20 protein-coding genes are annotated in these 22,156 nt (G+C 71.4%); 7 read left to right on the top strand and 13 right to left on the bottom strand.

Translation table 11 applies throughout. The features are described from left to right. The first annotated feature begins 24 nt into the window (after nucleotides 1-24). The 4 genes from ACQPWU_RS42990 to ACQPWU_RS42975 all read left to right on the top strand — a co-directional run bounded on the left by ACQPWU_RS42990 (nucleotide 25) and on the right by ACQPWU_RS42975 (nucleotide 6,258). The gene (locus ACQPWU_RS42990; RefSeq protein ID WP_433431413.1) at nucleotides 25-3,120 is read left to right on the top strand and encodes a GNAT family N-acetyltransferase; all 3,096 of its coding nucleotides are present in this window, start codon (nucleotides 25-27) and stop codon (nucleotides 3,118-3,120) included. 134 nt (nucleotides 3,121-3,254) lie between these two features. After that, complete coding sequence (locus ACQPWU_RS42985) at nucleotides 3,255-3,845, top strand: DUF5998 family protein (protein WP_349451723.1); 591 nt, start codon at nucleotides 3,255-3,257, stop codon at nucleotides 3,843-3,845. A gap of 248 nt (nucleotides 3,846-4,093) precedes the next feature. Further along, entirely contained in the window at nucleotides 4,094-5,431 is a 1,338-nt protein-coding gene (locus ACQPWU_RS42980) for an alkaline phosphatase family protein (RefSeq protein WP_433431412.1), read from the top strand. Next, a complete protein-coding gene (locus ACQPWU_RS42975; protein ID WP_433431411.1) occupies nucleotides 5,428-6,258 on the top strand; it encodes a sulfurtransferase in 831 nt (276 codons plus the stop codon). The genes ACQPWU_RS42980 and ACQPWU_RS42975 overlap by 4 nt, the downstream gene beginning before the upstream one ends. Before the next feature lie 347 nt (nucleotides 6,259-6,605). On the opposite strand, the gene ACQPWU_RS42970 is transcribed toward ACQPWU_RS42975, so the two are convergent. From ACQPWU_RS42970 to ACQPWU_RS42955, 4 genes are all read right to left on the bottom strand, one after another. After that, a complete protein-coding gene (locus tag ACQPWU_RS42970; RefSeq protein WP_433431410.1) occupies nucleotides 6,606-9,266 on the bottom strand; it encodes a CHAT domain-containing protein in 2,661 nt (886 codons plus the stop codon). A 79-nt stretch (nucleotides 9,267-9,345) separates the two neighbouring features. Continuing rightward, nucleotides 9,346-9,792 carry a hypothetical protein gene (locus ACQPWU_RS42965; RefSeq protein WP_360704836.1) on the bottom strand — a complete coding sequence of 149 codons (447 nt, stop codon included), beginning with the start codon at nucleotides 9,790-9,792 and terminating at the stop codon, nucleotides 9,346-9,348. Beyond that, a complete protein-coding gene (locus tag ACQPWU_RS42960) occupies nucleotides 9,789-10,316 on the bottom strand; it encodes an RNA polymerase sigma factor (RefSeq protein WP_360704839.1) in 528 nt (175 codons plus the stop codon). Before ACQPWU_RS42960 ends, ACQPWU_RS42965 begins: the two co-directional genes overlap by 4 nt. A gap of 72 nt (nucleotides 10,317-10,388) precedes the next feature. Beyond that, the gene (locus ACQPWU_RS42955) at nucleotides 10,389-11,402 is read right to left on the bottom strand and encodes a S8 family peptidase (protein ID WP_433431409.1); all 1,014 of its coding nucleotides are present in this window, start codon (nucleotides 11,400-11,402) and stop codon (nucleotides 10,389-10,391) included. Between the two features lie 175 nt (nucleotides 11,403-11,577). Here ACQPWU_RS42955 and ACQPWU_RS42950 point away from each other — a divergent pair, with 175 nt between their 5' ends. Next, entirely contained in the window at nucleotides 11,578-12,072 is a 495-nt protein-coding gene (locus ACQPWU_RS42950; protein WP_360704845.1) for a DUF3145 domain-containing protein, read from the top strand. 209 nt (nucleotides 12,073-12,281) lie between these two features. Here the strand turns inward: ACQPWU_RS42950 and ACQPWU_RS42945 are convergent, their stop codons facing one another. The 9 genes from ACQPWU_RS42945 to ACQPWU_RS42905 all read right to left on the bottom strand — a co-directional run bounded on the left by ACQPWU_RS42945 (nucleotide 12,282) and on the right by ACQPWU_RS42905 (nucleotide 20,574). Then, nucleotides 12,282-13,706 (bottom strand): carboxyl transferase domain-containing protein, encoded by a 1,425-nt coding sequence (locus ACQPWU_RS42945; RefSeq protein WP_433431408.1) that lies wholly within the window; start codon nucleotides 13,704-13,706, stop codon nucleotides 12,282-12,284. A gap of 1 nt (nucleotide 13,707) precedes the next feature. Beyond that, nucleotides 13,708-14,940: a beta-ketoacyl-ACP synthase II gene (gene fabF, locus ACQPWU_RS42940; RefSeq protein WP_433431407.1), complete on the bottom strand. Its 1,233-nt coding sequence runs from the start codon at nucleotides 14,938-14,940 to the stop codon at nucleotides 13,708-13,710. Nucleotides 14,941-15,068: 128 nt separating this feature from the next. Further along, nucleotides 15,069-15,308, bottom strand: a complete 240-nt coding sequence (locus ACQPWU_RS42935; protein ID WP_360700967.1) for an acyl carrier protein — start codon at nucleotides 15,306-15,308, stop codon at nucleotides 15,069-15,071. Between the two features lie 71 nt (nucleotides 15,309-15,379). Beyond that, complete coding sequence (locus ACQPWU_RS42930) at nucleotides 15,380-16,336, bottom strand: beta-ketoacyl-ACP synthase III (RefSeq protein WP_433431406.1); 957 nt, start codon at nucleotides 16,334-16,336, stop codon at nucleotides 15,380-15,382. Then, the gene (locus tag ACQPWU_RS42925) at nucleotides 16,333-17,229 is read right to left on the bottom strand and encodes an ACP S-malonyltransferase (protein WP_433431405.1); all 897 of its coding nucleotides are present in this window, start codon (nucleotides 17,227-17,229) and stop codon (nucleotides 16,333-16,335) included. The genes ACQPWU_RS42930 and ACQPWU_RS42925 overlap by 4 nt, the downstream gene beginning before the upstream one ends. A 103-nt stretch (nucleotides 17,230-17,332) precedes the next feature. Then, on the bottom strand, nucleotides 17,333-18,457 hold the full coding sequence (locus ACQPWU_RS42920; RefSeq protein WP_433445427.1) for a PucR family transcriptional regulator: 1,125 nt from the start codon (nucleotides 18,455-18,457) through the stop codon (nucleotides 17,333-17,335). 106 nt (nucleotides 18,458-18,563) lie between these two features. After that, a complete protein-coding gene (locus ACQPWU_RS42915) occupies nucleotides 18,564-18,995 on the bottom strand; it encodes a DUF350 domain-containing protein (RefSeq protein ID WP_433431404.1) in 432 nt (143 codons plus the stop codon). A gap of 31 nt (nucleotides 18,996-19,026) precedes the next feature. Beyond that, nucleotides 19,027-20,169, bottom strand: a complete 1,143-nt coding sequence (locus ACQPWU_RS42910) for a glutathionylspermidine synthase family protein (protein WP_433431403.1) — start codon at nucleotides 20,167-20,169, stop codon at nucleotides 19,027-19,029. A 3-nt stretch (nucleotides 20,170-20,172) separates the two neighbouring features. Continuing rightward, nucleotides 20,173-20,574 carry a hypothetical protein gene (locus ACQPWU_RS42905; protein ID WP_433431402.1) on the bottom strand — a complete coding sequence of 134 codons (402 nt, stop codon included), beginning with the start codon at nucleotides 20,572-20,574 and terminating at the stop codon, nucleotides 20,173-20,175. Nucleotides 20,575-20,662: 88 nt separating this feature from the next. Here ACQPWU_RS42905 and ACQPWU_RS42900 point away from each other — a divergent pair, with 88 nt between their 5' ends. Continuing rightward, nucleotides 20,663-21,685: a PHP domain-containing protein gene (locus ACQPWU_RS42900; protein WP_433431401.1), complete on the top strand. Its 1,023-nt coding sequence runs from the start codon at nucleotides 20,663-20,665 to the stop codon at nucleotides 21,683-21,685. A 49-nt stretch (nucleotides 21,686-21,734) separates the two neighbouring features. Then, nucleotides 21,735-22,052 (top strand): substrate-binding domain-containing protein, encoded by a 318-nt coding sequence (locus tag ACQPWU_RS42895; RefSeq protein ID WP_433431400.1) that lies wholly within the window; start codon nucleotides 21,735-21,737, stop codon nucleotides 22,050-22,052. Nucleotides 22,053-22,156: the final 104 nt, after the last annotated feature.

The following is a 22,156-nucleotide window of genomic DNA, read 5'->3' as shown; positions in this document are numbered from 1 at the left end:
CAACAGCGGCTCTGGTCTTGGCATATGGGATGCGGGTTTACGCTCGTGATTGTGGAGGCACACTATCCGGCCCACTGGGAGGCCGATGTCGTCCTGGCCGACGGCGGCACGGCCCACGTCCGTCCCATCAGACCCGCCGACGCGGACCGCCTCCGCTCCTTTTACTCGCGTTTGTCAGACGAGTCGATCTATTTTCGATTCTTCGGGCCGAGGCCCCGGCTGTCCGACAGGGAAGTCGAGCGGTTCACGAACGTCGACTACGTCAACCGGGTCGCCCTTATCGCCACGATCGGCACCGAGATGGTCGCCGTCATCCGTTATGACCGCACCGGCCCGGGTGAGGCCGAGGTGGCCTTCCTCGTCGAGGACGCGCACCAGGGCAGAGGAGTGGCCTCCGTGCTCCTGGAGCACCTGGCGGCCACGGCCCGCGAGAACGGCATCGAACGCTTCGTCGCCGACGTCCTGCCCGCCAACATGCGCATGATGGGCCTGCTGCGCCAGGCCGGTTACACGGCCCAGAGCCAGTTCGAGGACGGCGTCGTACGCATGACGCTCGACCTCACCCCCACCGAGACCTCGACGGAGGTCACGCTCGCGCGCGAGCACCGGGCCGAGTCCAGGTCCATCGCCAGGCTGCTCACCCCCGGCTCCGTCGCCGTCATCGGCGCCTCCCGCGAGCCCGGCGGGGTCGGCCAGACCGTCCTGCGCAACCTGCTGGCCGCCGACTTCACCGGCCCCGTCTACCCCGTGCACCGGGAGGTGCGGGCCGTGGCGGGCGTGCGGGCGTATGCGAGCGTGGGGGCCATCGACGGCGACGTGGACCTGGCCGTGGTGGCCGTGCCCGCCTCCGGGGTGATCGACGTGGTCAAGGAGTGCGCGGAAAAGGGCGTGCACGGGCTGGTGGTGGTCTCGTCGGGGTTCGGGGAGACGGGTCCCGAGGGCAGGGCCAGGCAGGACGAGCTGGCCCGCATCGCACGTTCTTACGGGCTGCGCGTCGTGGGCCCCAACTGTCTCGGCATCGCCAACACCGACCTCTCCGTCAAGCTCAACGCCACCCTCGCCGCGACCCTGCCGTGCAGGGGCAAGGTGGGGTTCTTCAGCCAGTCGGGCGCGCTCGGCACCGCGCTGCTCCAGCGGGTGGCGCAGCGCGGCATGGGCATCTCGACGTTCGTCTCCGCCGGCAACAGGGCCGACGTCTCCGGAAATGACCTGCTGCAATATTGGGAGGAAGACGACTCGACCGAGGTGATCCTGCTTTATCTCGAGTCGCTCGGCAATCCACGCAAGTTCACCCGGCTGGCCAGGCGCATCTCCCGGAGCAAGCCCGTCGTGGTGGTCAAGAGCGGCGGCACCCCCGCCGGGCACTCGGCGGAGGAGCTGGGGCTGCCGGACTCGGCGATCAGCTCGCTGTTCGAGCAGGCGGGGCTGATCAGGGTCGACGACCTCATCCAGCTCTTCGACGTCGGCCAGTTGCTGGCGTATCAGCCGCTGCCGGCCGGGCCCAGGGTCGCGCTCGTGACCAACTCCGACGCGCTCGGCCTGCTCGCCGCCGACGCCTGCCTCGCCGCGGGCCTCGAGCCCCGCCCGCCGGTCAACCTCGGTCCCGCCGCCGGAGCCTCGGAGTTCGGTACGGCGCTCGCCGGCGAACTCGCCTCCCCTGACGTGGACGCCGCCGTCGTGATCTACATGCCGCCCATCCCCGGCGACACGGACGAGGTGGCGGCCGAGCTGCTCCGCGTCTCCAAAGACTCCGCCAAGCCGGTGCTCGCGACGTTCGAGGGCCATCTGGGCATGCACCCGTCCCTGCGCGTCGGGACCCGCGCGCCGGGGTGCGAGGTGACGCCGTCGCGCGGCTCGATCCCGTCGTATGCGGCGCCGGAGGAGGCGGTACGGGCGCTGGCGCAGGTGGTCCGGTACGCGAGGTGGCGCGCCCGCCCGGCGGTGCCGCCACCCGAGCTCGACGACATCGACACGGCCCGCGCCAAGGACCTGGTCCGCACGGCCCTGTCCACCACGGCACCCTCTTCGGCTGCCCGACCGTCGCCCACCTCGGCCGGGTCCATGGGCGCTTCGGCTGGCGCGGCGAGCGTGTCGCCGGCGGCGGAGGGCACGACCGACATTTCCTCGGGACGGTCGCCAGGCGCAGAGTCAGCCCCTCCGAGCACCCCCGAGCCGTCGCCGATCGTCGGTGACGAGCCGGGCGCCACCACCGAGTCGCCGCACGCTGGGCCGTCGGGCGCTTCAGCCGGACCTCAAGGCACGACCGCTGGACCTCACGGCGCGACCGCCGGATCCCGAGGCGTCACCGGCGGATCGTCGGGGCGCTCCGCGGAATCGCCGGGCACGGTCGCCGAGCCGCCAGGCGCCGCCTCTGCCGAGGTGCCCGGGCGATCCCACGAGCCGCGGGGCGCCGTCAGCGAATCGTCGTCGGGTGTGTTCGCTCAGCCGGGCCCTCCGGTCGAGGTCGACGCCACCGAGTTGCTCTCCTGCTACGGCCTCACCGTCTGGCCGGCCGAGGTGGTGCGGTCGCCGGACGAGGCGGTGGAGGCGGCCGAGCGACTCGGGTGGCCCGTGGTGCTCAAGGTGGCCGACCCCGGCGCCTCGCGCCGTGCGGGCACCGTCCGGCTCGGCCTGACCGGGCCCGAGATGGTGCGCCACGCCTTCGCCGGGTTCGCCGATCAGCTGGGGGAGGAGGTGGAGCTGGCGGTCCAGCGGATGGCGCCGCAGCCCGCCGTGCCCACCGTCGTGGGCGCCGTCGAGGACCCCGCGTTCGGCCCCGTCGTATCGTTCGGCCTGGGCGAGGTGACCGCGCGCCTCCTGCTCGACCAGGGGTTCCGGCTGGCGCCCCTGACGCGCGAGGACGCCGCCGCGCTCGTGCGCTCCGTGCGGGCGGCCCCGCTCCTCTTCGGCCAGTACGGCTACCCGCCCGTGGCCGTGGACGCCCTGGAAGACCTCCTGGTACGCGTCGGCCGCCTGGCCGGCGACCTGCCGGAGGTGGCCCGGCTGGACCTGGACCAGGTGCTCGTCGGGGAGTCGAACGTCATCATCCTCGGCGCCCGCACCACCCTGCGCACTCCTGCGGGCCCGCGCCTCGACGGAGGCCCCCGAAGGCTCTCGTGATCCGCTCTCAGCGAATGGCGGCGAATGGCGGTAAATGTAGTGAACCCAAGTGCCTGCTGATGCCTGGATAAAGACGTTATAGAGCGTTATATACGGCGGGTGAGTGTACTGCCCGGTCCTGGCAGGATGGACCCATGAGGGAAACCCGAGTCTCCGCCGCGGGCCTGCGCGAAGCGATCGAGCGCAGCGGCTACTATCCCGACCTCGTCACCGACGCGGTCGAATCCGCGCTGGGCAAGGAGGCGGTGACCGCCTTCGTGGTCCATCACGAGGCCACGTTCGATCCCGCGATGGAGGTGCGCAGGCACGTCACCGTCCTGGTGCTGTCGGCGACACGGCTGCTGGTCTGCCACACCGACGAGCACCCCGCTGTGGAGGGTGTCTCGACCTCCCACGCCTCCACGACCACGGAGGCCGTCCGGCTGAGCCGCGTCCAGTCGGTCGCCGTCACTCGCGTGGTGCCCGACCCCGCCTCCTACGTGCCAGGGGTCCCTCCGACGGAGGCGACGCTCACGATCGGCTGGGGTGCCATCTCCCACGTGGACCTGGAGCCGGCCACGTGCGGCGACGAAAACTGCGAGGCCGACCACGGCTACACGGGCGCGATCACGGCCGACGACCTGTCGCTCAGGGTCAGCGAGGCGGCCGACGGCCCGGAGGCGGTCACCCACGTCCTCGCCTTCGCCAAGGCCCTCTCCGAGGCCACCGCTCGCGCCGCTTCGTGACCACCCCCCGACCGCTTCCTGACCGCCGCCGATCGGCGCCCCATGATGGGTGGGGGCACCGGCCGACGTGTCAGCGAAGAAGCCGGCCCACGATGCGCTCGTAACGGCGAGCACCCCGTGAGCCTTCACGACCGGCCGTGACGGTCGGACACCGGCGACGGCGCGTGCGGGCAACTTGGCCGGCCGTAAAGGAAGGGTGGGGGTCCGCGAGCAGAGGGAGAGATCCGCGAAGGCATAGGATGATGGGCATGCTGGTGCCGGGGTACGGCGGCGGGTCGCTGGCGGATCTGCCTCATGCGTTGCTGGCGGCGCTGGGCGTGCACGAGCCCGGCACCCCTGCTACGGCGACCGCTCGCCACCCGGCGAGTGCCCCCGAAACGCCAGGGGACGCGCCTGGCGCGGCGACCCTGCGCGACGCGGCGAACGCTCCCGACACGACAGCGGACGCGTCCGGCACGGCGAGCACGCCAAATACGGCGGATACCCCCATAACGGCGAATGTCCCCAACGCGCCGGTCGCGCGCGACACGGCCACCGCCCTCGCCGCATTGAACGATCCCCCGCTCGTCCTGGAGCCCGCGGAGCGCGTCTGCCTCTTCCTGGTGGACGGCCTGGGGGCCGAGCTGTTGCGGGCGCACGCCGAGGCCGCCCCGTTCCTCTCCGGCCTGGCCGGCAGGACGCTCACCGCCGGATTCCCCGCCACCACCGTCACCAGCCTCTGCTCCCTGGGCACCGGCCTGACACCGGGCGAGCACGGCATGCTCGGGCTGACGCTCGCCGTGCCCGGCACCGGCCACTTGTTCAACTGCCTGCGGTGGACCATGCCCGGCGGCCTGACCATGGATCCGGACCAGTGGCAGCCCGCCCCGACCGTCTACCAGCGCGCCGTCCGGGCCGGGATCGACTCCGTCTACGTCGGTCCCGGGGAGTTCGAGGGCACCGGGCTGACCAGGGCCGTCTATCGAGGCGTGCGTTACGTGGCCGCCGACGCCGTGGACGACCGCGTCGCACGGGTGCACGAGGCGATGCGGGCAGGTTCGGCGCACGTCACCGTTTACTACGGCGATCTGGACGCCGCCGGGCACATGACGGGATGGGGGAGCGAGGAGTGGCTCCGGCAGCTCGCCATCGTCGACGACATGGCGCACCGGCTCGCCGAGGGCCTGCCTCCCGGTTCCGCCCTCTACGTGACCGCCGACCACGGCATGGTCAACGCCACCGAGAAGATCGACGCCGAGCGAGTTCCCCAGCTGACGGAAGGCGTGGCGCTGCTCGGCGGGGAGGCCAGGGCCAGGCACGTCTACGCCGAGCGGGGAGCGGGGAAAGACGTGCTGGAGGCGTGGCGCGATGCTCTTCGCGGGAAGGCCTGGGTAGTGTCCAGGCAGGAGGCGGTCGAGTCGGGCTGGTTCGGGCCACGCGTGCGGGACACGTGGCTGGAACGCATCGGCGACGTCGTGGCCGTGCCGTACATCGACCTGGCCATCACCGCCCCCACCCACAACCCGATCGAGGCGCTCTTCATCGGATACCACGGTTCGATGACGGCGGCCGAGCAGTATGTCCCGCTCCTGGAGGTACGCACTTGACCAGCCCGCTGATCACACCCACCGAGCTCGCCGCGCTCGACGACGTGACGGTGCTCGACGTTCGCTGGCGGCTGGGCGGGCCGCCCGGGGTGGAGTTCTATCGCGAGGGGCACATTCCGGGCGCCGTCTACTGCGATCTGGACAAGGACCTCGCGGCGCCTCCCGGCGAGGGCGGGCGGCATCCGCTGCCCGAGGCGGGCGCGTTCCAGAGCGCGATGCGGCGGCTGGGGGTGTCGAACGGGCGGCCGGTGGTGGTCTACGACGACGCCGGGTCCACGGTCGCGGCCAGGGCGTGGTGGGCGCTGCGTTACTTCGGTCACCAGGACGTTCGCGTGCTCGACGGCGGGCTGCCCGCATGGATCGAGGCCGGGCTGCCCACCACGAAGGACACACCGGACCTGGCGGCGTCCGGCGCCACCGAGGGGGATTTCACCGCGAGGGCGGGCGGGATGCCGATGTTGACGGCTGACGAGGCGGCGGCGCTGGCCACCCAGGGCGTGCTGCTCGACGCCCGCGCCGCCGAACGCTACCGGGGTGAGGTGGAGCCGATCGATCCGGTGGCCGGGCACGTTCCCGGGGCCGTCAACGCGCCCACGACCGAGAACGTGGGGCCCGACGGCCGGTTCCTCGCCCCCGCCGCGCTACGGGACCGCTTCGCCGGCCTCGGGCTCGGTGAGGGCGTTCAGGCGGGCGCGTACTGCGGCTCCGGCGTGACGGCCGCGCACGAGGTGCTGGCGCTGGAGGTGGCGGGCCTGCCCGCCGCGCTCTACGTGGGCTCCTGGTCCAACTGGGTCGCCGACCCCACAAGACCGGTCGCCACCGGCTGACCTCACCGTCCCCGAACCGGCGTCCGCCTGCTTCGGACGGCACGCTTGGCCATGCGCCTCGACCGGTCCTCGGGGACGCTTCCGGCGGTTGGGTGTGCGTTGGCGGCGGCGTCGGTTGTATCGGCGAGTCGGCCGTGGTGTCTCTCAGCGGGGTGACCTACGCGCCCAGATGCCTCCGGCCACCGGTGGCGCGCGCCTCGAGCACGCCGGGTCAGCTGGGCCGGCGTGCTCGATCGGACCCGGCCTGCGGTGCGGTTGATCCGACCGCCGACCGCCGCGTGCATCGGTGGCGGCCCGCAACGAAAGCGGTGGGCCCAGCGGGAGCGGTGGGCCCGTACCGCCAAGCCCTAGTACAACGGCTGGCCGCCTGCGCCGAAGCAGACGAAGCCGGTTTCGCCCGTCTTGGCCGCGGCGGAGGCCAAGGCCGCGTCCGGTGCGTGACCCGCCGCCACGAGCTCGTGGAACATGCTCATCAGCGCCCGAGCCGCCTCATCGCGCACCGGCACCAGCCCGGCCACCACGCACGACGACCCCTTGGCCAGGAACGTCCCGGGCAGGCCCAGCGGCGCTCCCTCCGCCGGCGTGCGCGACATCCCGGAATTGCAGGCCGACAGCACCACCAACCCCGGCGACCGCGGGGTGTCCAGCAGGTCGTACGCCATGAGTGAGCCGTCCTCCAAGGTGATCCCGGACACCAGCGGACTACGTGCATGGAAGACCCCATGCGCGGCGAGATGCAGCACGTCGGCCACCTCCAGCGCCTCCAGCACCGCCCTGGTGTGCGCCGGCACCTCGCGGCCGTCGGGGTGGCAGGCCAGTACGTTCGCCACCTCGGCGTGCGCGTGCGCCAGAGCCGGTCCGGCCGCCGCCACCACCACCGGTGGATCACCCCGGCGGGCGAGACCGAGCTCCTTGGCGTGCACCCAGGCGGCCGCGCTGGCGCTCACGGTCACCGGCCGTTCGCGCAGGCACGGCAGGGCACCCCACGGCAGCGTGTGGAGGGCGCCCACCGGCACCATCACCAGCGGCCCGTCGCCCAGGTCGGCCAGCAGCGGGCGCAACAGCAGCCGCTCGACTTCCAGGCCTGCCGCCTCGACGTTCCCCACGTCACAGGGCGAGCACAGCGCGGGGTCCTGCTCGTCGGCATGGCGTGGCGCCTCAGTGGCCCGCTCGTCAGCCTGCCGCCGTGCCCCAAGGCCCGGCTCGTCACCGTGCCGCAGTCCCGCAGGGTCGTCATAACCGGGCTGCGGTGCGGAGTAGGTTTCGGCGGACCGCCGGCGTAGTGCGTAACGCAGGCGGACGATCGCCTCCTTGATCGGCCGCACGTCGCCCACGCGCCGCAGCACCACCCGGTCGGCAGTGATCACCACGGCCAGCAGCGCGTCCTCGACCGCCACGAACTCCACCAGCGCCCCAGACCCCAGCCCGGCCCGTACCCGATCGGGAGCCGCCGGCGAGCACGCATGGGAGGCCGCCGCCACCGCCCGCCACCGCTCCGCGAACTCGAACACCTCCCCCGCACACCCTCCACGCACCGCCAGCCCCAGCCCGAACGCCGCCAGCCGCTCCCCGGCCCTGGCCGCGTGGGCGCGCAGCGAAGGGTCGTCGAACGTCTCCACCCGCTCGCTCACCTCCGACAGCCCGTTACGGACCGCCCGGAACGCCCCCGTGGCGTCCTCCTGCAGCGACGCCTCCAGCGCGAGCGCGTGCTGCCGTACGGGCACCGGGATCTCCGGCGTCCGGGCGGGCTCCGCGGCCAGCGAGGTCAGCCGGGTGCCGACCGGGGCCCACGGCTCCTCCCGCTCGGCGTGCTCGGTGAGCCGCGCGAGCTGTCCCGAAGCCGTCGGGTGGTCGTCCATGGCGAGCGCCGCCTCGGCCGCGACCAGCCGCAACGCGGCCGCCCCGGCCAGGTGGGCGAAGCCGTCCTCCAGCTCGTCCGCGCAGGCGACCAGCTCGGCGACCAGGGCGGGCGTGACGGGTTCGAGCGCCAGCCGGGAGCGCAGGACGACCTCTCTGGCCAGCGGCAGCCACGAGGTCCGGTCCTGCGCGGCCAGCTCGGCGGCGGCCTGCTCGGCCACCTGCCGCGCCCGGTGCGGGTCGCCGGTGAGCAGCTCGACCTGGGCCAGCTTCAGCCGCGCCTCGGCCAGTGCCACGTGCGCGCCTGAGGCCTCGAGATCGGGTACGGCCAGGCTCAGCATGGCCCTGGCCTCGCCGGGCAGGTGGGCGGCCAGCAGGGCGCCGGCGAAGTCCGCCCGCATGGTGGCCAGCCGTTCGGGGAAGCCGAACAGGGTGTCCTCGGCCTCGCGGTAGTGCTTGAACGCCCCTGCGATGTCGCCACGCCGTACTGCCAGGAAGGGCAGGTTCGCGGCGGACAGGCGGGCCAGGTGCCGCAGGCCCGAGCGCTGGGAGATCTCCAGGCAGGCGGTGAGGTCGCGCATGGCGGCGTCCCAGTCGCCGCGGTAGGAGTGGACGAGCCCGCGGTTGAGCAGCCCGCCCGCCAGGAACCTGCGGTCGTCGATGGTGCCGGGAGCGGTCACCAGGACCCGCAGCGCGCGGTCGCAGGACGCGATGGCCTCCTGGTGGCGGCCGAGGCGGGCCAGGGCCACCGCGCGCTGCGTGTCGAGCTTGGCGCGGTCGAGTGGCGAGAGGTCCGACCAGGCCTGGGCGGCCACGCGGAGGGCCTGGAGCGGGTGGCCGCGTTCGGTGCGTACGGTGACGAGGGAGAGGCGGGCCTGGGCGACCCTCTCGGGCGGGGCGCCCTCGGTGGCGATGGCGGTGCGGAGGTGGTGCTCGGCGCTGCGGAGATCGCCCAGCTCACGGTCGGCCAGCGCGATGGCCCTGAGCGCGACGGCCTCGGCCTCGGGGTTACGGGCGCGGCGGGCGGCGGACAGGACGAAGCGGCCCGCCTGGAGTGCGTGGTCGGGATCGACCAGGGAGCGCATGACGGCAGCCTCGGCCGCCACGACGAGCGGGTCGCGGTCGCCGGGTGGATCTGGTGTCGCGCTCATGTAGGGCCTTGGAACGAAACGGCCGAGAGAGGGGTCGCGGCTCTCTCGGCTGGTCGGTGAGGGTCAGGTCGATACGGGGTCAGGGACGGATGCGTACCCATCTGGTCTGGACGGGTTTGTGTTCGGGCCGGTGGCACACCACGCTGAGCCAGCCTGGCGGCAGGCCGGTGACGGCGAATTCGCCGGTGGGTGTGATCCGCCGGGTGAGTGTGAGATGGGGGGTCTTCACATCGATGAGGGCACCCTCTCCTGGGTTGGGCGAGATATGCCCCGCGACATCGATGAGGCCGTCGCCGATCGTCACCTCCAGGTCGAAGGTGAGATCCGCTGTGACGAAGCGCACCAGATGGCACCCCTCGTCATCGCGTACGCCGCTGGCTGCGGCGCACTCACCGGGGGCGGCCGTGACCGCTCCCGGGACCCGAAGCCCGTAGGCGTCACGTGCGGCGGCGGACACGTGACCGGGGATCGGGTCGTTCCCGGAGGCCAACCGGAGGGCCGCCAGGAAGTACTCATCGTTGATCATTGCGCTGTCTCCTGTATTGAGAGCAGAGTGCGCAGTTTTTCGAGGCAGCGGGCCTTGGTCGGACCGATGCTGCCGATGGGGAGCCCGAGCCGAGCCGCCATCTGCTGGTTGCCGAGGTCGATGGCGACCAGCTGGAGGAGTGAGCGGCAGGGTTCGGGCAGGGTGGAGACCGTCTTCCACAGCAGGCGCCTGCCGTCGGCCTCCAGTACGGCGGACTCCGGGTCAGGGTCTTCGACGACCTCGAAGGAGGAGACGCCGGAGCGCTCCTTCCGCAGCAGCAGGAGGGCTTCGCGGCGCACGGTCGTCATGAGCCAGCCCCCCACCCCCGCGGGATCCCTGATGTTCTGGACGTGCTGGAGCAGGCGCAGCCAGGAGCCCTGGACAGCGTCCGCCGCGTCGGAGGGGCTCAGGCCGCACGCGCGGGCCACTGCCCACATACGCGGCCCGAACCTGGACTCGAGCTCGTCCCAAGCCGACCGGTCGCCCTCGGCGGCCGCGACGAGCAGCTCCGCTGGATCCCGCATGCGGCCTCCTTCCGCCCGGCACGAAGAGGCGGTCATGCCTCCTCGTGATTGCTTGAGGACTGAGCGTAAACTCTACAGACTCGCCGGGATGAGAACTCCCAGATCGGGAATTTGCCGGGTCCCCTCCGAGTCGAAGAGCCGCCTGGCCACCTCCTTGGCCGGCTCACTCTTGGCCGCGTCCGCGACGGCCCCGGCCACCAGGGCGGTGGCGAACGACGTGCCGCTCCATGTCGCATATCCCGCGAAGTCGCCTCCGTCCAGAAAACTGCTGGTCAGCCAGTCGCCGCGGGCGCAGGCGTCCACCCAGGTGCCGTAGCCGGAGTAGGGGGCCCTGCGCTCCTCGGACGCGTCCACGGCGGCCACGCCCACCACGCCGGGCATCGCCGCGGGCCAGAACGGCCGGTCGGACCCGGTGTTGCCGGCGCAGGCCACGGTCACCGTGCCGGCCAGCGCGGCGATGGCGTCGTGCAGCAGAGGTGGCGGCCGGTCGTCGAAGGTGTGGCCGCCGAAAGAGAGGTTGAGCACCTGTGGCGGGCGCTCGCGCATGCGGTAGAGAGCGCGTACGACGGTCGCCTCGTCGCCGATGCCGTCGCCGTCGAGCACCCGGTGCACGCTCAGCGCCGCGCCAGGCGCCAGGCGGGCCAGCAGGCCCGCGATGAACGTGCCGTGGCCGGCCTGTGAACCCTCCGTCGCGTCGGCGTTCTCGGGGGCGGTCTGGCCGTACCAGTCGCTGCCGGCCCACCACGGGTGCTCGGCCACGCCGGTGTCGAGCAGCCCCACGACTACGTCCGAGTAGGATCGGCCCGGTTTGTGGTGGATCGGTGGGACGGGGAAGGGCCTGGACGCGGGACCGCCGAAGAACAGGGGCTGGCCGCGGAGCACGTGGTTCGGCGAGGCTCTGAGGCCCTTCTCGCGCAGTTCGGCCGTGACCTCGCGGGGGTCGGCGCCGGGCGACAGGTGGATCACGCAGACGCCGTCCGCCTCCGACACCGCCTGCGTCCAGCGCGCCGCGGCGGACAGTGCTGTGCGGTCGGTCAGCACCTGACCAGGCCGGATGAACGCCGCGCCGACTGATTGGATTTCCATGAGGCGGTATGTATCCCCGCTCGTCCAACTGTCACATGCGACTCCCGCACCAAGTTGGTATGGCCCCCCTCTGGTGTCAGATAGCGACCGACGGTAGTCTCTCCCTAGTCACTTGTGATCATCCCGGGGCGAGGCCGTTGGGGAAGGCGCACCTCGTACCGAAACGGGAGGTCCGGTGTCTGCTCGTGGCGTCCTTTACGTCCACTCGGCTCAGCCCGCGCTGTGCCCTCACATCGAATGGGCAGTCGCGGGTGTCCTTGGCGTGCCCGTAGATCTGACGTGGACGCCGCAACCCGCCGCGCCCAATGTCGTGCGCGCGCAGGCGGAATGGGAGGGGCGCGCGGGCATCGCCGCGGCCATCGCCTCCTCGCTCATGGGCTGGCAGCGCCTCCGGTTCGAGATCACCGAGGACGCCTCGCCCGGTGTGGACGGGTCCCGCCACGCCTACACGCCGACCCTCGGCGCCTTCACCGCGGTCATCGGCGTCTCGGGCGACATCATGATCCCCGAGGACCGGCTCAGGGCCGCGATGATGACGGCGGCCCAGGGGCGGTGCGTGCTGGAGGATGAATTGGACAAGATGCTCGGGCGCCCCTGGGACGAGGAGCTGGAACCGTTCCGGTACGCGGGCGACGGCGCCCCGGTCCGCTGGCTCCACGCCGCAGTCTGACCCCCCGCCACGGGTTTCCACCAGCCACAGAGGCCCCGCACCGACGCCGGAGGTGCGGGGCCTCTTGAGAAGTCGGTACGGGCCCCGCCGACTCGGTGCGGGTATGCGGTTGGTAGGAGGTCCGTCGCGGTGCCGAGGACGAACCAAGCGGACACGCCAAAAGGACCTCGCCGATGTCGGCGAGGTCCTTTGATATGGCCAGGAAAGGGTTACAGCGGGATGTTGCCGTGGGCGCCGCGGGCGGGTGTGGCCTGGGCGAGGAGCTTGGCGATGGCGCCGCGCGTCTCCTCGGGCTTGATCACCTCGTCGATGACACCGAGATCCTGAGCCCGGTCGAGGCCCCCGGCCAGCTTCTCGTGCTCGGTGGCCAGCCGCTGCTCCAGCTCGGCCCGCTCCTCCTCCGGCGCGGCGGCGAGCTCGCGCCGCTTGAGGATGCGTACGGCCGCCACCGCCCCCATGACCGCCACCTCGGTGGTCGGCCAGGCGAACACCTTGGTGGCCCCGAGCGCGCGGGAGTTCATCGCGATGTAGGCCCCGCCGTACGCCTTCCGGGTGTACAGCGTGACCCGCGGCACCGATGCCTCGGCGAAGGCGTGCAGCAGCTTGGCACCCCGCCGCACCACCCCGTCGTGCTCCTGCCCGACCCCGGGCAGGTAACCGGGCACGTCCACGAGGACAACCAACGGCACCCCGAACGCGTCACACATACGAACGAAGCGAGCGGCTTTCTCGGCGGACGTGGCGTCGAGGCAGCCGCCGAGCCGCATCGGGTTGTTGGCGATCACACCGACCGTCCGGCCACCGAGGCGGCCGAGCGACGTGACGATGTTCGGCGCCCACTTGGGGTGCAGCTCGATGCCAGGCTCGTCGAGCAGGTCGTTGACCAGCGGCTTGACGTCGTATGCGCGCCTCGGCGAGTCGGGCAGCAGCGTGGAGAAGTCAACTTCCTCGATTTCTCCCGTGCGCACCCGGCCCTGGTGGCCGAGGAGCGTGGCGAGCTGGCGCGCCTTGACGTACGCGTCGGTCTCGGTCTTGGTGACGACGTGCACGACGCCGCTGCGCTTGCTGTGCGGCTCGGGCCCGCCCAGGGCGGCGGAGTCGACGCTCTCGCCGGTGACGCTGCGGACCACGTCGGGGCCGGTGACGAAGATGCGCCCGGAGTCGGCCAGGATGACGAGGTCGGTCAGCGCGGGGCCGTAGGCGGCGCCGCCGGCGGCGGGGCCGACGACCACGGAGATCTGCGGCACCACGCCGGACGCCTTGGTCATGGCGGCGAAGACCGTGCCGACGGCGTGCAGCGACTCGACGCCATCGGCGAGTCGCGCACCGCCGCAGTGCCAGATCCCGATGATCGGCACGCGTTCACGGACGGCCACGTCATAGGCGTGCACGATGTGCTCGCAGCCCTCGGCACCCATCGCGCCGCCCTGGAAGCGGGCGTCACTGCAGAAGGCGACGACGGGAACACCTTCGACGCGGCCCATGGCGGCCAGCATGCCGCTCTTGTCCTGGGGAGTGATCAGCCGCAGCGAGCCCTCGTCGAGCAGCGCGGTCAGACGGACGACCGGATCGCGGGGATCGGGAGGCTCCTGATCGTTGCCGTCTTCCGCCACCCGGTTGTCAAGCACGGTCATATTAAGCCCCCTTAAACACGACGGTCACATTGTGGCCGCCGAACCCGAACGAGTTGTTGACCGCGGCGATGTCGCCTTCAGGCAGCGTGCGGTTCGCACCGTGGACGAGGTCCACTTCGATGCCGTCGTCGAGGTTGTCGAGGTTGATGGTGGCGGGAACGATCCGGTCCTGCAGTGCCTTGATCGTGAAGACCGACTCGATGCCCCCGGCCCCGCCGAGCAGGTGACCGGTCATGGACTTGGTCGAGGTCACCAGCGGGTGGGTGCCGATGGCCTTGGCCACCGCCTGCACCTCGCCGACGTCGCCCGCGGGGGTCGAGGTGGCGTGCGCGTTGACGTGCTTGACGTCGAGGCCGGTGATGCCGGCGTCGGTCAGGGCCTGCGTCATCGCCATGATGATGCCGCGGCCCTCGGGCTCGGGCTGGGTGATGTGGTGGGCGTCGGCGGAGTAGCCGACGCCGGCGCAGTAGGCGTAGATCCGGGCGCCGCGCGCCCTGGCGTGCTCCTCGGACTCCAGCACCACGATGCCGGCGCCCTCTCCGAGCACGAACCCGTCGCGGTCGCGGTCCCATGGCCGGGACGCGCCCTGCGGGTCGTCGTTGCGGGTGGACATGGCCCGCGCGGCGGCGAAGGCGGCCATGTTGAGCCCGTGAATGGCGGCCTCGGTGCCGCCGGCGACCACGATGTCGGCGCGGCCGACCCTGATCATGTCTATCGCGTGGCCGATGGCCTCGGCTCCGGACGCGCACGCCGACACGGTGGCGTGCACGCCGGCCTGGGCGCCCAGGTCGAGGCCGATCCAGGCGGCGGGGCCGTTGGGCATGAGCATCGGCACCGTGAACGGCGACAGCCGGTTCCAGCCGCGCTCGCGCCAGGTGTCGTACGCGCTCAGCGTGGTGCTGATGCCCCCGATGCCGCTGGAGACCACGACGCCGAGCCGCTCGGGAGCCACCTCGGGAGCGCCGGCGTCCTGCCATGCCTCCCTGGCGGCGACCAGCGCGAACTGCTCGCTGCGGTCAAGGCGGCGGGACTCGGGCCGGGGCAGCACCTCGGTGGGATCGACCGCCGCCGTCCCCGCGAACTTCACGGGGACGGAGTCGATCCAGTCCGTGGTGAGGGTCTCGACACCCGACTGACCGGCGAGGAGCGCCGTCCAGGTCGAGGTGACGTCTCCACCGACGGGCGTCGTCGCGCCAAGGCCGGTGACGACGACACGTACCCGGTTCGCACTCACGTTTCGCGCTCCTTGCTAGTCAAAATCGAAGGGGGTGTCGGGTGAGAAACCTGCTCATTGGCCTGCCGCCCAACTGTCGTGCCTGGTCAAGGCTGGAGCGGCAGTCCAGTTAGCAGATTTCTCATCCGTCAGCCCTGGATGAAGTTGAGGACGTCCTTGACCGTCTTCAGGTTCTTGAGCTGGTCGTCGGGAATCTCGACGCCGAACTCGTCCTGGGCGGCCACGGCGATCTCGACCATGGACAGGGAGTCGATGTCGAGGTCGTCCACGAAGCTCTTCTCGGGGGTCACGTCGGAGGCCGGGATGCCGGTGATCTCGTTGATGATCTTGCCGAGGCCTTCGAGGATCTCCTGCTCGGTGGCAGCCATGTCGATGTTTCTCCTTTGGTTTCTGGATTCTGTACGGCTGCGCCGTACAAGCTCTTGATGGGTGGGGGAGGCTAAGGGATCTCGATCACTTGCCCGGCGTAGGTCAGTCCCGCGCCGAAGCCGAGCATCAGCGCGAGACCGCCGGAGCGGACCTCGCCGCGCTCGAGCATGCGCGAGAGCGCCAGCGGGATCGAGGCGGCCGAGGTGTTGCCCGCGTTGACGATGTCGCGGGCGATCACGGCGTTGTCGGCGCCCAGCTTACGGGCGATGGCCTCGATGATGCGCAGGTTGGCCTGGTGGGGCACGAACGCGGCCAGCTCCGAGGGGTCCACGCCCGCCCGGTTGCAGGCTTCGAGTGCCACCGGGTGGAGCGTGGTGGTGGCCCAGCGGAAGACGGTCTGGCCCTCCTGGTGGAGGAAGTCACCGCGGTCCTTGATGTGGATCGCGTCGGACTTGTCGCCGGCGCTGCCCCACACCACGGGGCCGATGCCCGGAATCTCGGACGGGCCCACCACCGCGGCGCCCGCGCCGTCGGCGAAGATCACGGCGGTCGACCTGTCGGTCCAGTCGACCCACTGCGACAGCTTCTCCGCGCCGATGACCAGCACGTGCCTGGCCGAGCCGCCCTGCACGGCGGCGCTCGCGGTGGCGAGCGCGTAGCAGAACCCGGCGCAGGCGGCGTTCACGTCGAACGCGCCGGGCGCCTGGATGCCGAGACGGTGTGCCACGACGGCGGAGGCGTTGGGGATCTGGGTCTCGAGCGTGCAGGTGGCGACGATGACCAGGTCGACGTCCTCCGGCGACAGGCCGCTCGCGGCCAGCGCCTTGCCGCCGGCGATGGTGGCCATGTCCTCGACGGACTCGCCATGGGGTGCGACCCGGCGCTCCTTGATGCCGACCCGGGACTGGATCCACTCGTCGTTGGTGTCCATGGTCTTGGCGAGGTCGTCATTGGTGACGACCTGTGCCGGCTGGTAGTGGCCGAAGGCCAGAATCCTGCCACCAGGGGCGATGTCGGGGACCTTCACTTGATCAGCTCCCTGGCCGCTTCGAGGTCGTCGGGGGTCTTCAGCGCCACGGTCTGCACGCCGGGCAGGCCGCGCCTGGCCAGGCCGGTGAGTGTGCCGCCGGGCAGCAGCTCGATCATCTTGGTGACGCCGAGCGCGGCCATGGTCTGCATGCAGGCGTCCCATCTGACGGGGCTGCTGATCTGCTTGACCAGCCGCTCCACGAACTCGGCGCCGCCGGCGACCGCCTGCCCGTCGGAGTTGGACAGCAGCGTGATGCCCGGGTCCGCGGGGGCCACGTTCGCGGCGGCCTCGCGCAGGCTCTCCACGGCCGGGGCCATGTGGTGGGTGTGGAACGCGCCGGCCACCTTCAGCGCGATGAGGCGGGCGCGGGCCGGCGGGTCGTCCTTGAGCGCGGCCAGCTGCTCCAGCGTGCCGCCCGCCACGATCTGGCCGGCGCCGTTGATGTTGGCGGGAGTCAGGTCGTGCTTCTCGATGGCGGCCAGGACATCTTCCTCGGCGCCGCCGAGCACGGCGGTCATGCCGGTCTCGGTGATCGCGGCGGCCTTGGCCATGGCCTTTGCGCGCTCACGGACCAGCGTGAGCGCCTGTTCGTGGGTGAGCACCCCGGCCAGAGCGGCGGCGGCGAACTCGCCCACACTGTGGCCGGCGAGCACGTCCGGGGTCGCGCCGAGCGCCTCGGCCGAGGCCAGCGCGGCGGCGACGAGCAGCGGCTGCGCGACCGCGGTGTCGCGGATCTCGTCCGCGTCGGCCGTCGTGCCGTAGGCGATCAGATCGAGCCCGACGACCTCCGACCAGGCGCCGATTCTGTCGGCCACACCGGGCAGCTCGAGCCAGGGGGACAGGAAGCCTGGCGTTTGGGCACCTTGGCCCGGAGCGACGAGTACAAGCACAAACCCCACCTTGCCCTGTAGAACTCCGACACGCGGATAATGATCCGCACGAACTTCGTCCGGGGGGTTTTGTAGGAAGCCTACAGTGGGGGTTTCGCCATCATTACGTTAGGGCTCGCCACGTCACAGCGCTCTCCGACAACCGCCCGAGAATCAGGCCGACCTGGAGGGTGAAGGCGGACCTGCCCTCGGTGGGCTGGTACCCGGTCAGCTCCGTGATTTTCTTCAGGCGGTAGCGGACGGTGTTGGGGTGGACGAACAGCAGCCGCGCCGTCGCCTCCAGTGAGGTGCCCTGCTCCAGGTACGTGGCCAGTGTGTCGAGCAGCGGCGTGCCGGCGAGCGGGAGGTAGACGTTCTCGATGAGCTGCTGCCTGGCGTCGTCGTCACCGTCGAGCGCCCGCTCGGCCAGCAGGTCTTCCGCGTGCACCGGCCTGGGCGCGTCGGGCCAGCCGGATGACGCCTTGAGCCCGGCCAGCGCCGCCCTGGCGGACCTCGCCGCGGCGTGCAGGTCGGGGACCTCGGGGCCGATGACGATGGGGCCCATCCCGAAGCGGTGCACGACCTGCTTGGCCGCGTCGTTGACGCTCTCGGCGCCGCCCACGATCACGATCAGCCGGTCGGCCTGCACGCCGGCCAGCAGGTCCATGCCGATGCGGCGGCCCTTCTCCCGGAGGCCGTCGATGACCGCGCGGGGATCGTCGTCGGGGGCCTGGCCTGCGATGACGACCACGGGGGAGGAGGTCCAGCCCAGCGCGGCCGCCCAGGAGTGCAGGCCGTCGTCGACCTCGCCGCGTACGAGGGCGTCCACGATCAGGGCCTCGAGCCTGGCGTCCCACGCGCCCCTGGCCTCGGCCTCGCGGGCGTAGACGTGGGCGGCGGCGAAGGCGACGTCGCGGGTGTAGCGGAGCATGGCCTGCTGGAGCTGGTCCTCGCCGCCGGGTGCGGCCAGTTCGTGGGCCTGCGCCTCGACCACCTCGACCACGACCCTGACGATGTCGACGGTCTGCTGGAGCGAGATGGAGCGCTTGAGCTCGCGCGGGGCCGTGCCGAAGAACTCGATGCTGGGGGTGGGGCGATCCTCGCCGGCGGTCGAGAACCACTCGACGAACGCGGCGATGCCGGCCTGCGCCACTAGCCCCACCCACGACCGGTCCTCCGCGCTGAGCGCGCGGAACCACGGCAGCTGCTCGTCCATGCGAGCCATCGCGGCCGTGCCGAGCGAGCCCATTGCCCGCTCGAGCCTGCGCGTGGTGTCCTCCCGGGTCCGGTCTGTCACGTCTCCTAGAGTGCCAGCTCCGCCCGGATGACTGCGACGGCCGTTCCGCCGCGACCGGCTAAATGACCGCGACCGCGGTGATGAGGCCGATCGCCAGGTGCGTGACGGCGAGCAGGCGCGCGCCCGGCTGCAGTTCCTGCTCCCTCACCAGGTCGCGTACGGAGATGCCGACGATCCGGTCGAACAACAGCATCGCCACCGTCTGCACCACGATGCCGACCAGGCCGAACACGGCCGTGCCCGCCAGCCCCTCCGCGAGCCGGCCGCCGGAGGACCAGATGGAGGCGGCCACGATCAGGCCGACCGCGGCCAGGGCGGAGGTGGTGAGCAGGGTGGCGTTCGGGTTGCGCTGGGTGCGGATGACCTCGCTCAGCTTGCCTGGGGTGGCCCAGTCGATCACGTAGAAGCCGACGATCATCAGGATCACGCCGACGGCGGCGTAGGCGGCGATGGCGCCGGCGCCACGGGCGAGGGTCTCGAGAAGAGTCACGTTGATTCCTATCGGGGATGCGTTGGGGGACTCAGGCGATGAGGTGAGGGACGAACGAGGAGGTGTCGTCGGTGATCAGGCCGGTGGTCTCCCTGATCCCCAGCCCGGCGGCCTCGTCGGCGACCACCCAGGCACCGAGCACCGGCCGCTGCCCCTCGAACTCGGGCAGCGCCTCGAAGCCCTGGAAGACGTAGCCCTCCTGGCCGTAGACGCCCGGCGTCTCCTCGGTGACCTCGGGGGTGACGATGCGCATGGAGGCGCCCTCCCTGCCCAGCAGCGGCTTGGCGATGTAGGAGGTCAGGTCGCGCGGCCCGTCGAGGTAGGCGGGCAGCAGGTTGGGGTGCCCGGGGTTGAGCTCCCACAGGACGGCCAGCAGCGCCTTGTTGGACAGCAGCGTCTTCCACAGCGGCTCGATCCAGGTGGAGTGACGTACGGCCTGCCGCCCGAAGTCGTCTGCCAGCATCCACTCCCACGGGTAGAGCTTGAACGCCGAGCGGATCGCGCGTTCCCCGACGTCCACGAAGCGGCGGTTGAGCGAGTCCCAGCCGATGTCCTCCATGGCGACGGCGATGGTGTGCAGGCCCGCCTGCTCGGCGGTCTCCTGCAGGTACGCCACGGTCATGGCCTCTTCGCCGGTCTCGTCCATGTTCGTGAACGCGAAGTGGGTGGGCCCGGGCGGCAGCCGCAGCTCGCGCCAGCGCTCGATGAGGCGCTCGTGCATGGAGTTCCACTGGTCGGCGCCCGGATGGACGTCCTGCAGCCAGAACCACTGCACGACCGACGACTCCACGAGCGAGGTCGGCGTGTCGGCGTTGTACTCCAGCAGCTTGGCCGGGCCCGTGCCGTCGTAGCGCAGGTCGAAGCGGGCGTACAGGTGGGGGTCACGGCGCTCCCACGAGCGCGCGACCTCCTCCCACGCCCACTCGGGAAGGGCGAAGTCGGCGAAGCGCCCCGTCGAGACCACGTGCTCGACGGCGCGCAGGCACATGTCGTGGAGCTCCTCGACCAGCTCCTCCAGCTCCTCGACCTCGTCCATCGAGAACACGTAGTGAACCGACTCGTCCCAGTAGGGGCGGGCCAGCCCCGACGGATGCGCGACCCGGTGGTAGGCCAGGCCCTGGCTCTCGATCGTCTTCTCCCAGCCGTCCCTGGGAGTGCCATGCTCGCGCCGCACCCGTCAGCTCCCGCCGCCCCAGTGGCTGCCGAAGCCGCCCCGCTGGATCGCTTTCCCGTTGCGTGAATTGATGTTCACGTCGGTGGGCCGGTACGTGGTGCCGCCGCGCACCTTGTTACCGATCCGGGTGCCCCCGTAGTACCACAGGTAGGCTCCGCGCGACCCGCCGTAGTAGTGGTAGGAGCCATTGCCGTCATCGTCGCAGTAGTCGTCGTCCACGACCTCGTACGTGCCGTCCTGCAACTGCATGACGCAGTCGGCGGTGACGTCGTCGTCATCCTGCACGGCGGCGCAGTAGCCGACCAGCATGACGGACAGGACCCCGAGAATGGTCAGCGGGATGGCCTTCGACGCCTTGCGCGAGGGAGGTGGAGACGTCGGGTTGGTTTGCGGCGGATGTGCCATCAAGCTCCTGCTTTCATGGGCCGATCAGCCTATCGGTGGCTCTCGTGCCCGTTCAATCCCGTTGTCGCGCCCCGGGTATGTTCGGTCCATGGAACCGGTTGAGGCCCTGCGCGAGATCGCCTTCCTGCTGGAGCGCGCCGGCGAGCCCACGTATCGCGTGCGTGCCTTCCGTCGCGCCGCCCAGGTCGTCGCCGACCTGCCCAGGGACGAGCTCGTGCGGCTGTCCCGCACCGGCGGACTCGGCGACCTTCCCGGCATCGGCAAGGTCACCGCCCTTGTGGTCAACGAAAGCCTCGACGGGCAGGTTCCGACCTATTTGCGGCGGATGCGGGCGACCGAGGGTGTGCAGCTCGACGAGGAGACCGCGGCGCTGCGTGCCGCTCTGAAGGGCGACCTGCACAGTCACTCGGACTGGTCGGACGGCGGCTCGCCGATCGAGGAGATGGCCGAGGCGGCCCGGGGACTCGGCCACGAGTATTTGGCGCTCACCGACCACTCGCCGCGGCTGACCGTGGCCAAGGGCCTGTCGGCCGAACGACTGGAGCGTCAGCTCGACGTGGTGGCCGAGCTGAACGAGCGGCTGGCGCCGTTCCGGATCCTGACCGGCATCGAGGTGGACATCAACCTGGACGGCTCGCTCGACCAGTCGGGCGAGCTTCTGGAGCGACTGGACGTGGTGGTGGCCAGCGTCCACTCCAAGCTCCGCATGGACGGTGACGACATGACCCGCCGGATGGTCACCGCCATCGCCAACCCCCTGGTGGACGTGCTCGGCCACTGCACGGGGCGGGTGGTGCAGGCCGGCGGCAAGCGCGGCGAGCGCCGCCCGGAGTCGTCGTTCGACGCCGAGCTGGTCTTCGAGGCCTGCCGCCGCTTCGGGGTGGCGGTGGAGATCAACTCCCGCCCCGACCGGCTCGATCCGCCCAAGCGGCTGATGCGGCTGGCGTACGAGATGGGGTGCGTGTTCGCGATCGACTCCGACGCCCATGCGCCCGGGCAGCTCGACTGGCAGCGGTACGGGTGCGAACGGGCCGCGCGGTGCGGCATCGAGGCCGACCGCGTCGTCAACACCTGGCCGCTGGAGCGGATGCTCGACTGGACGGCCGCCTGAGCGTCACTTGCCGATTTGCCGAGATCGGGTGGTGGGGGAGGTCGGCCGCATGCTCGCCCTCCCTGACCGGGTCACCGCCGTGTTCTGCACGGAGACGGACGGCATGACCGGCTCCCTGCGCGCCCTGCGGAAGGCGGGGCTGTCGTACCCGGAGGACGTGGCGCTGATCGGGTTCGACGACAGCGCGTGGGCGGCGGTCATGGACCCGCCCTTGACGATGATCGCCCAGCCGGTGCACCAGCTCGGCGCCAAGGCGGCCGAGGTCCTCCTCGAGACCCTCGGCGGGGCCGCACCAGCCCGTGCCATGCACACCCTCCGCTCCCAGCTCGTCCGACGCGCCTCGGTGGCCCCGCCCAGGGGCAGGTGACGGCGTGCCGTCATGACGCGATACTCCTTTGTGGGCGCTGGTCCATGGTGAAACGGAATCGTTCGCTTTCGAAAGCAAGTGTCAGCGGTACGATGACGCAGGAA

The sequence above is a fragment of the Nonomuraea sp. CA-141351 genome (assembly GCF_050944675.1).
Classification (GTDB): domain Bacteria; phylum Actinomycetota; class Actinomycetes; order Streptosporangiales; family Streptosporangiaceae; genus Nonomuraea.
This window is presented reverse-complemented; position numbering and strand designations above follow the sequence as displayed.

Coding starts and splice junctions, on each gene's coding strand:
- ACQPWU_RS42990 (WP_433431413.1), top strand. CDS start 25: ATGGGATGCGGGTTTACGCTCGTGATTGTGGAGGCACACTATCCGGCC.
- ACQPWU_RS42985 (WP_349451723.1), top strand. CDS start 3,255: ATGAGGGAAACCCGAGTCTCCGCCGCGGGCCTGCGCGAAGCGATCGAG.
- ACQPWU_RS42980 (WP_433431412.1), top strand. CDS start 4,094: ATGCTGGTGCCGGGGTACGGCGGCGGGTCGCTGGCGGATCTGCCTCAT.
- ACQPWU_RS42970 (WP_433431410.1), bottom strand. CDS start 9,266: ATGAGCGCGACACCAGATCCACCCGGCGACCGCGACCCGCTCGTCGTG.
- ACQPWU_RS42965 (WP_360704836.1), bottom strand. CDS start 9,792: ATGATCAACGATGAGTACTTCCTGGCGGCCCTCCGGTTGGCCTCCGGG.
- ACQPWU_RS42960 (WP_360704839.1), bottom strand. CDS start 10,316: ATGCGGGATCCAGCGGAGCTGCTCGTCGCGGCCGCCGAGGGCGACCGG.
- ACQPWU_RS42955 (WP_433431409.1), bottom strand. CDS start 11,402: ATGGAAATCCAATCAGTCGGCGCGGCGTTCATCCGGCCTGGTCAGGTG.
- ACQPWU_RS42945 (WP_433431408.1), bottom strand. CDS start 13,706: ATGACCGTGCTTGACAACCGGGTGGCGGAAGACGGCAACGATCAGGAG.
- ACQPWU_RS42935 (WP_360700967.1), bottom strand. CDS start 15,308: ATGGCTGCCACCGAGCAGGAGATCCTCGAAGGCCTCGGCAAGATCATC.
- ACQPWU_RS42920 (WP_433445427.1), bottom strand. CDS start 18,457: ATGGGCTCGCTCGGCACGGCCGCGATGGCTCGCATGGACGAGCAGCTG.
- ACQPWU_RS42905 (WP_433431402.1), bottom strand. CDS start 20,574: ATGGCACATCCGCCGCAAACCAACCCGACGTCTCCACCTCCCTCGCGC.
- ACQPWU_RS42900 (WP_433431401.1), top strand. CDS start 20,663: ATGGAACCGGTTGAGGCCCTGCGCGAGATCGCCTTCCTGCTGGAGCGC.
- ACQPWU_RS42895 (WP_433431400.1), top strand. CDS start 21,735: ATGCTCGCCCTCCCTGACCGGGTCACCGCCGTGTTCTGCACGGAGACG.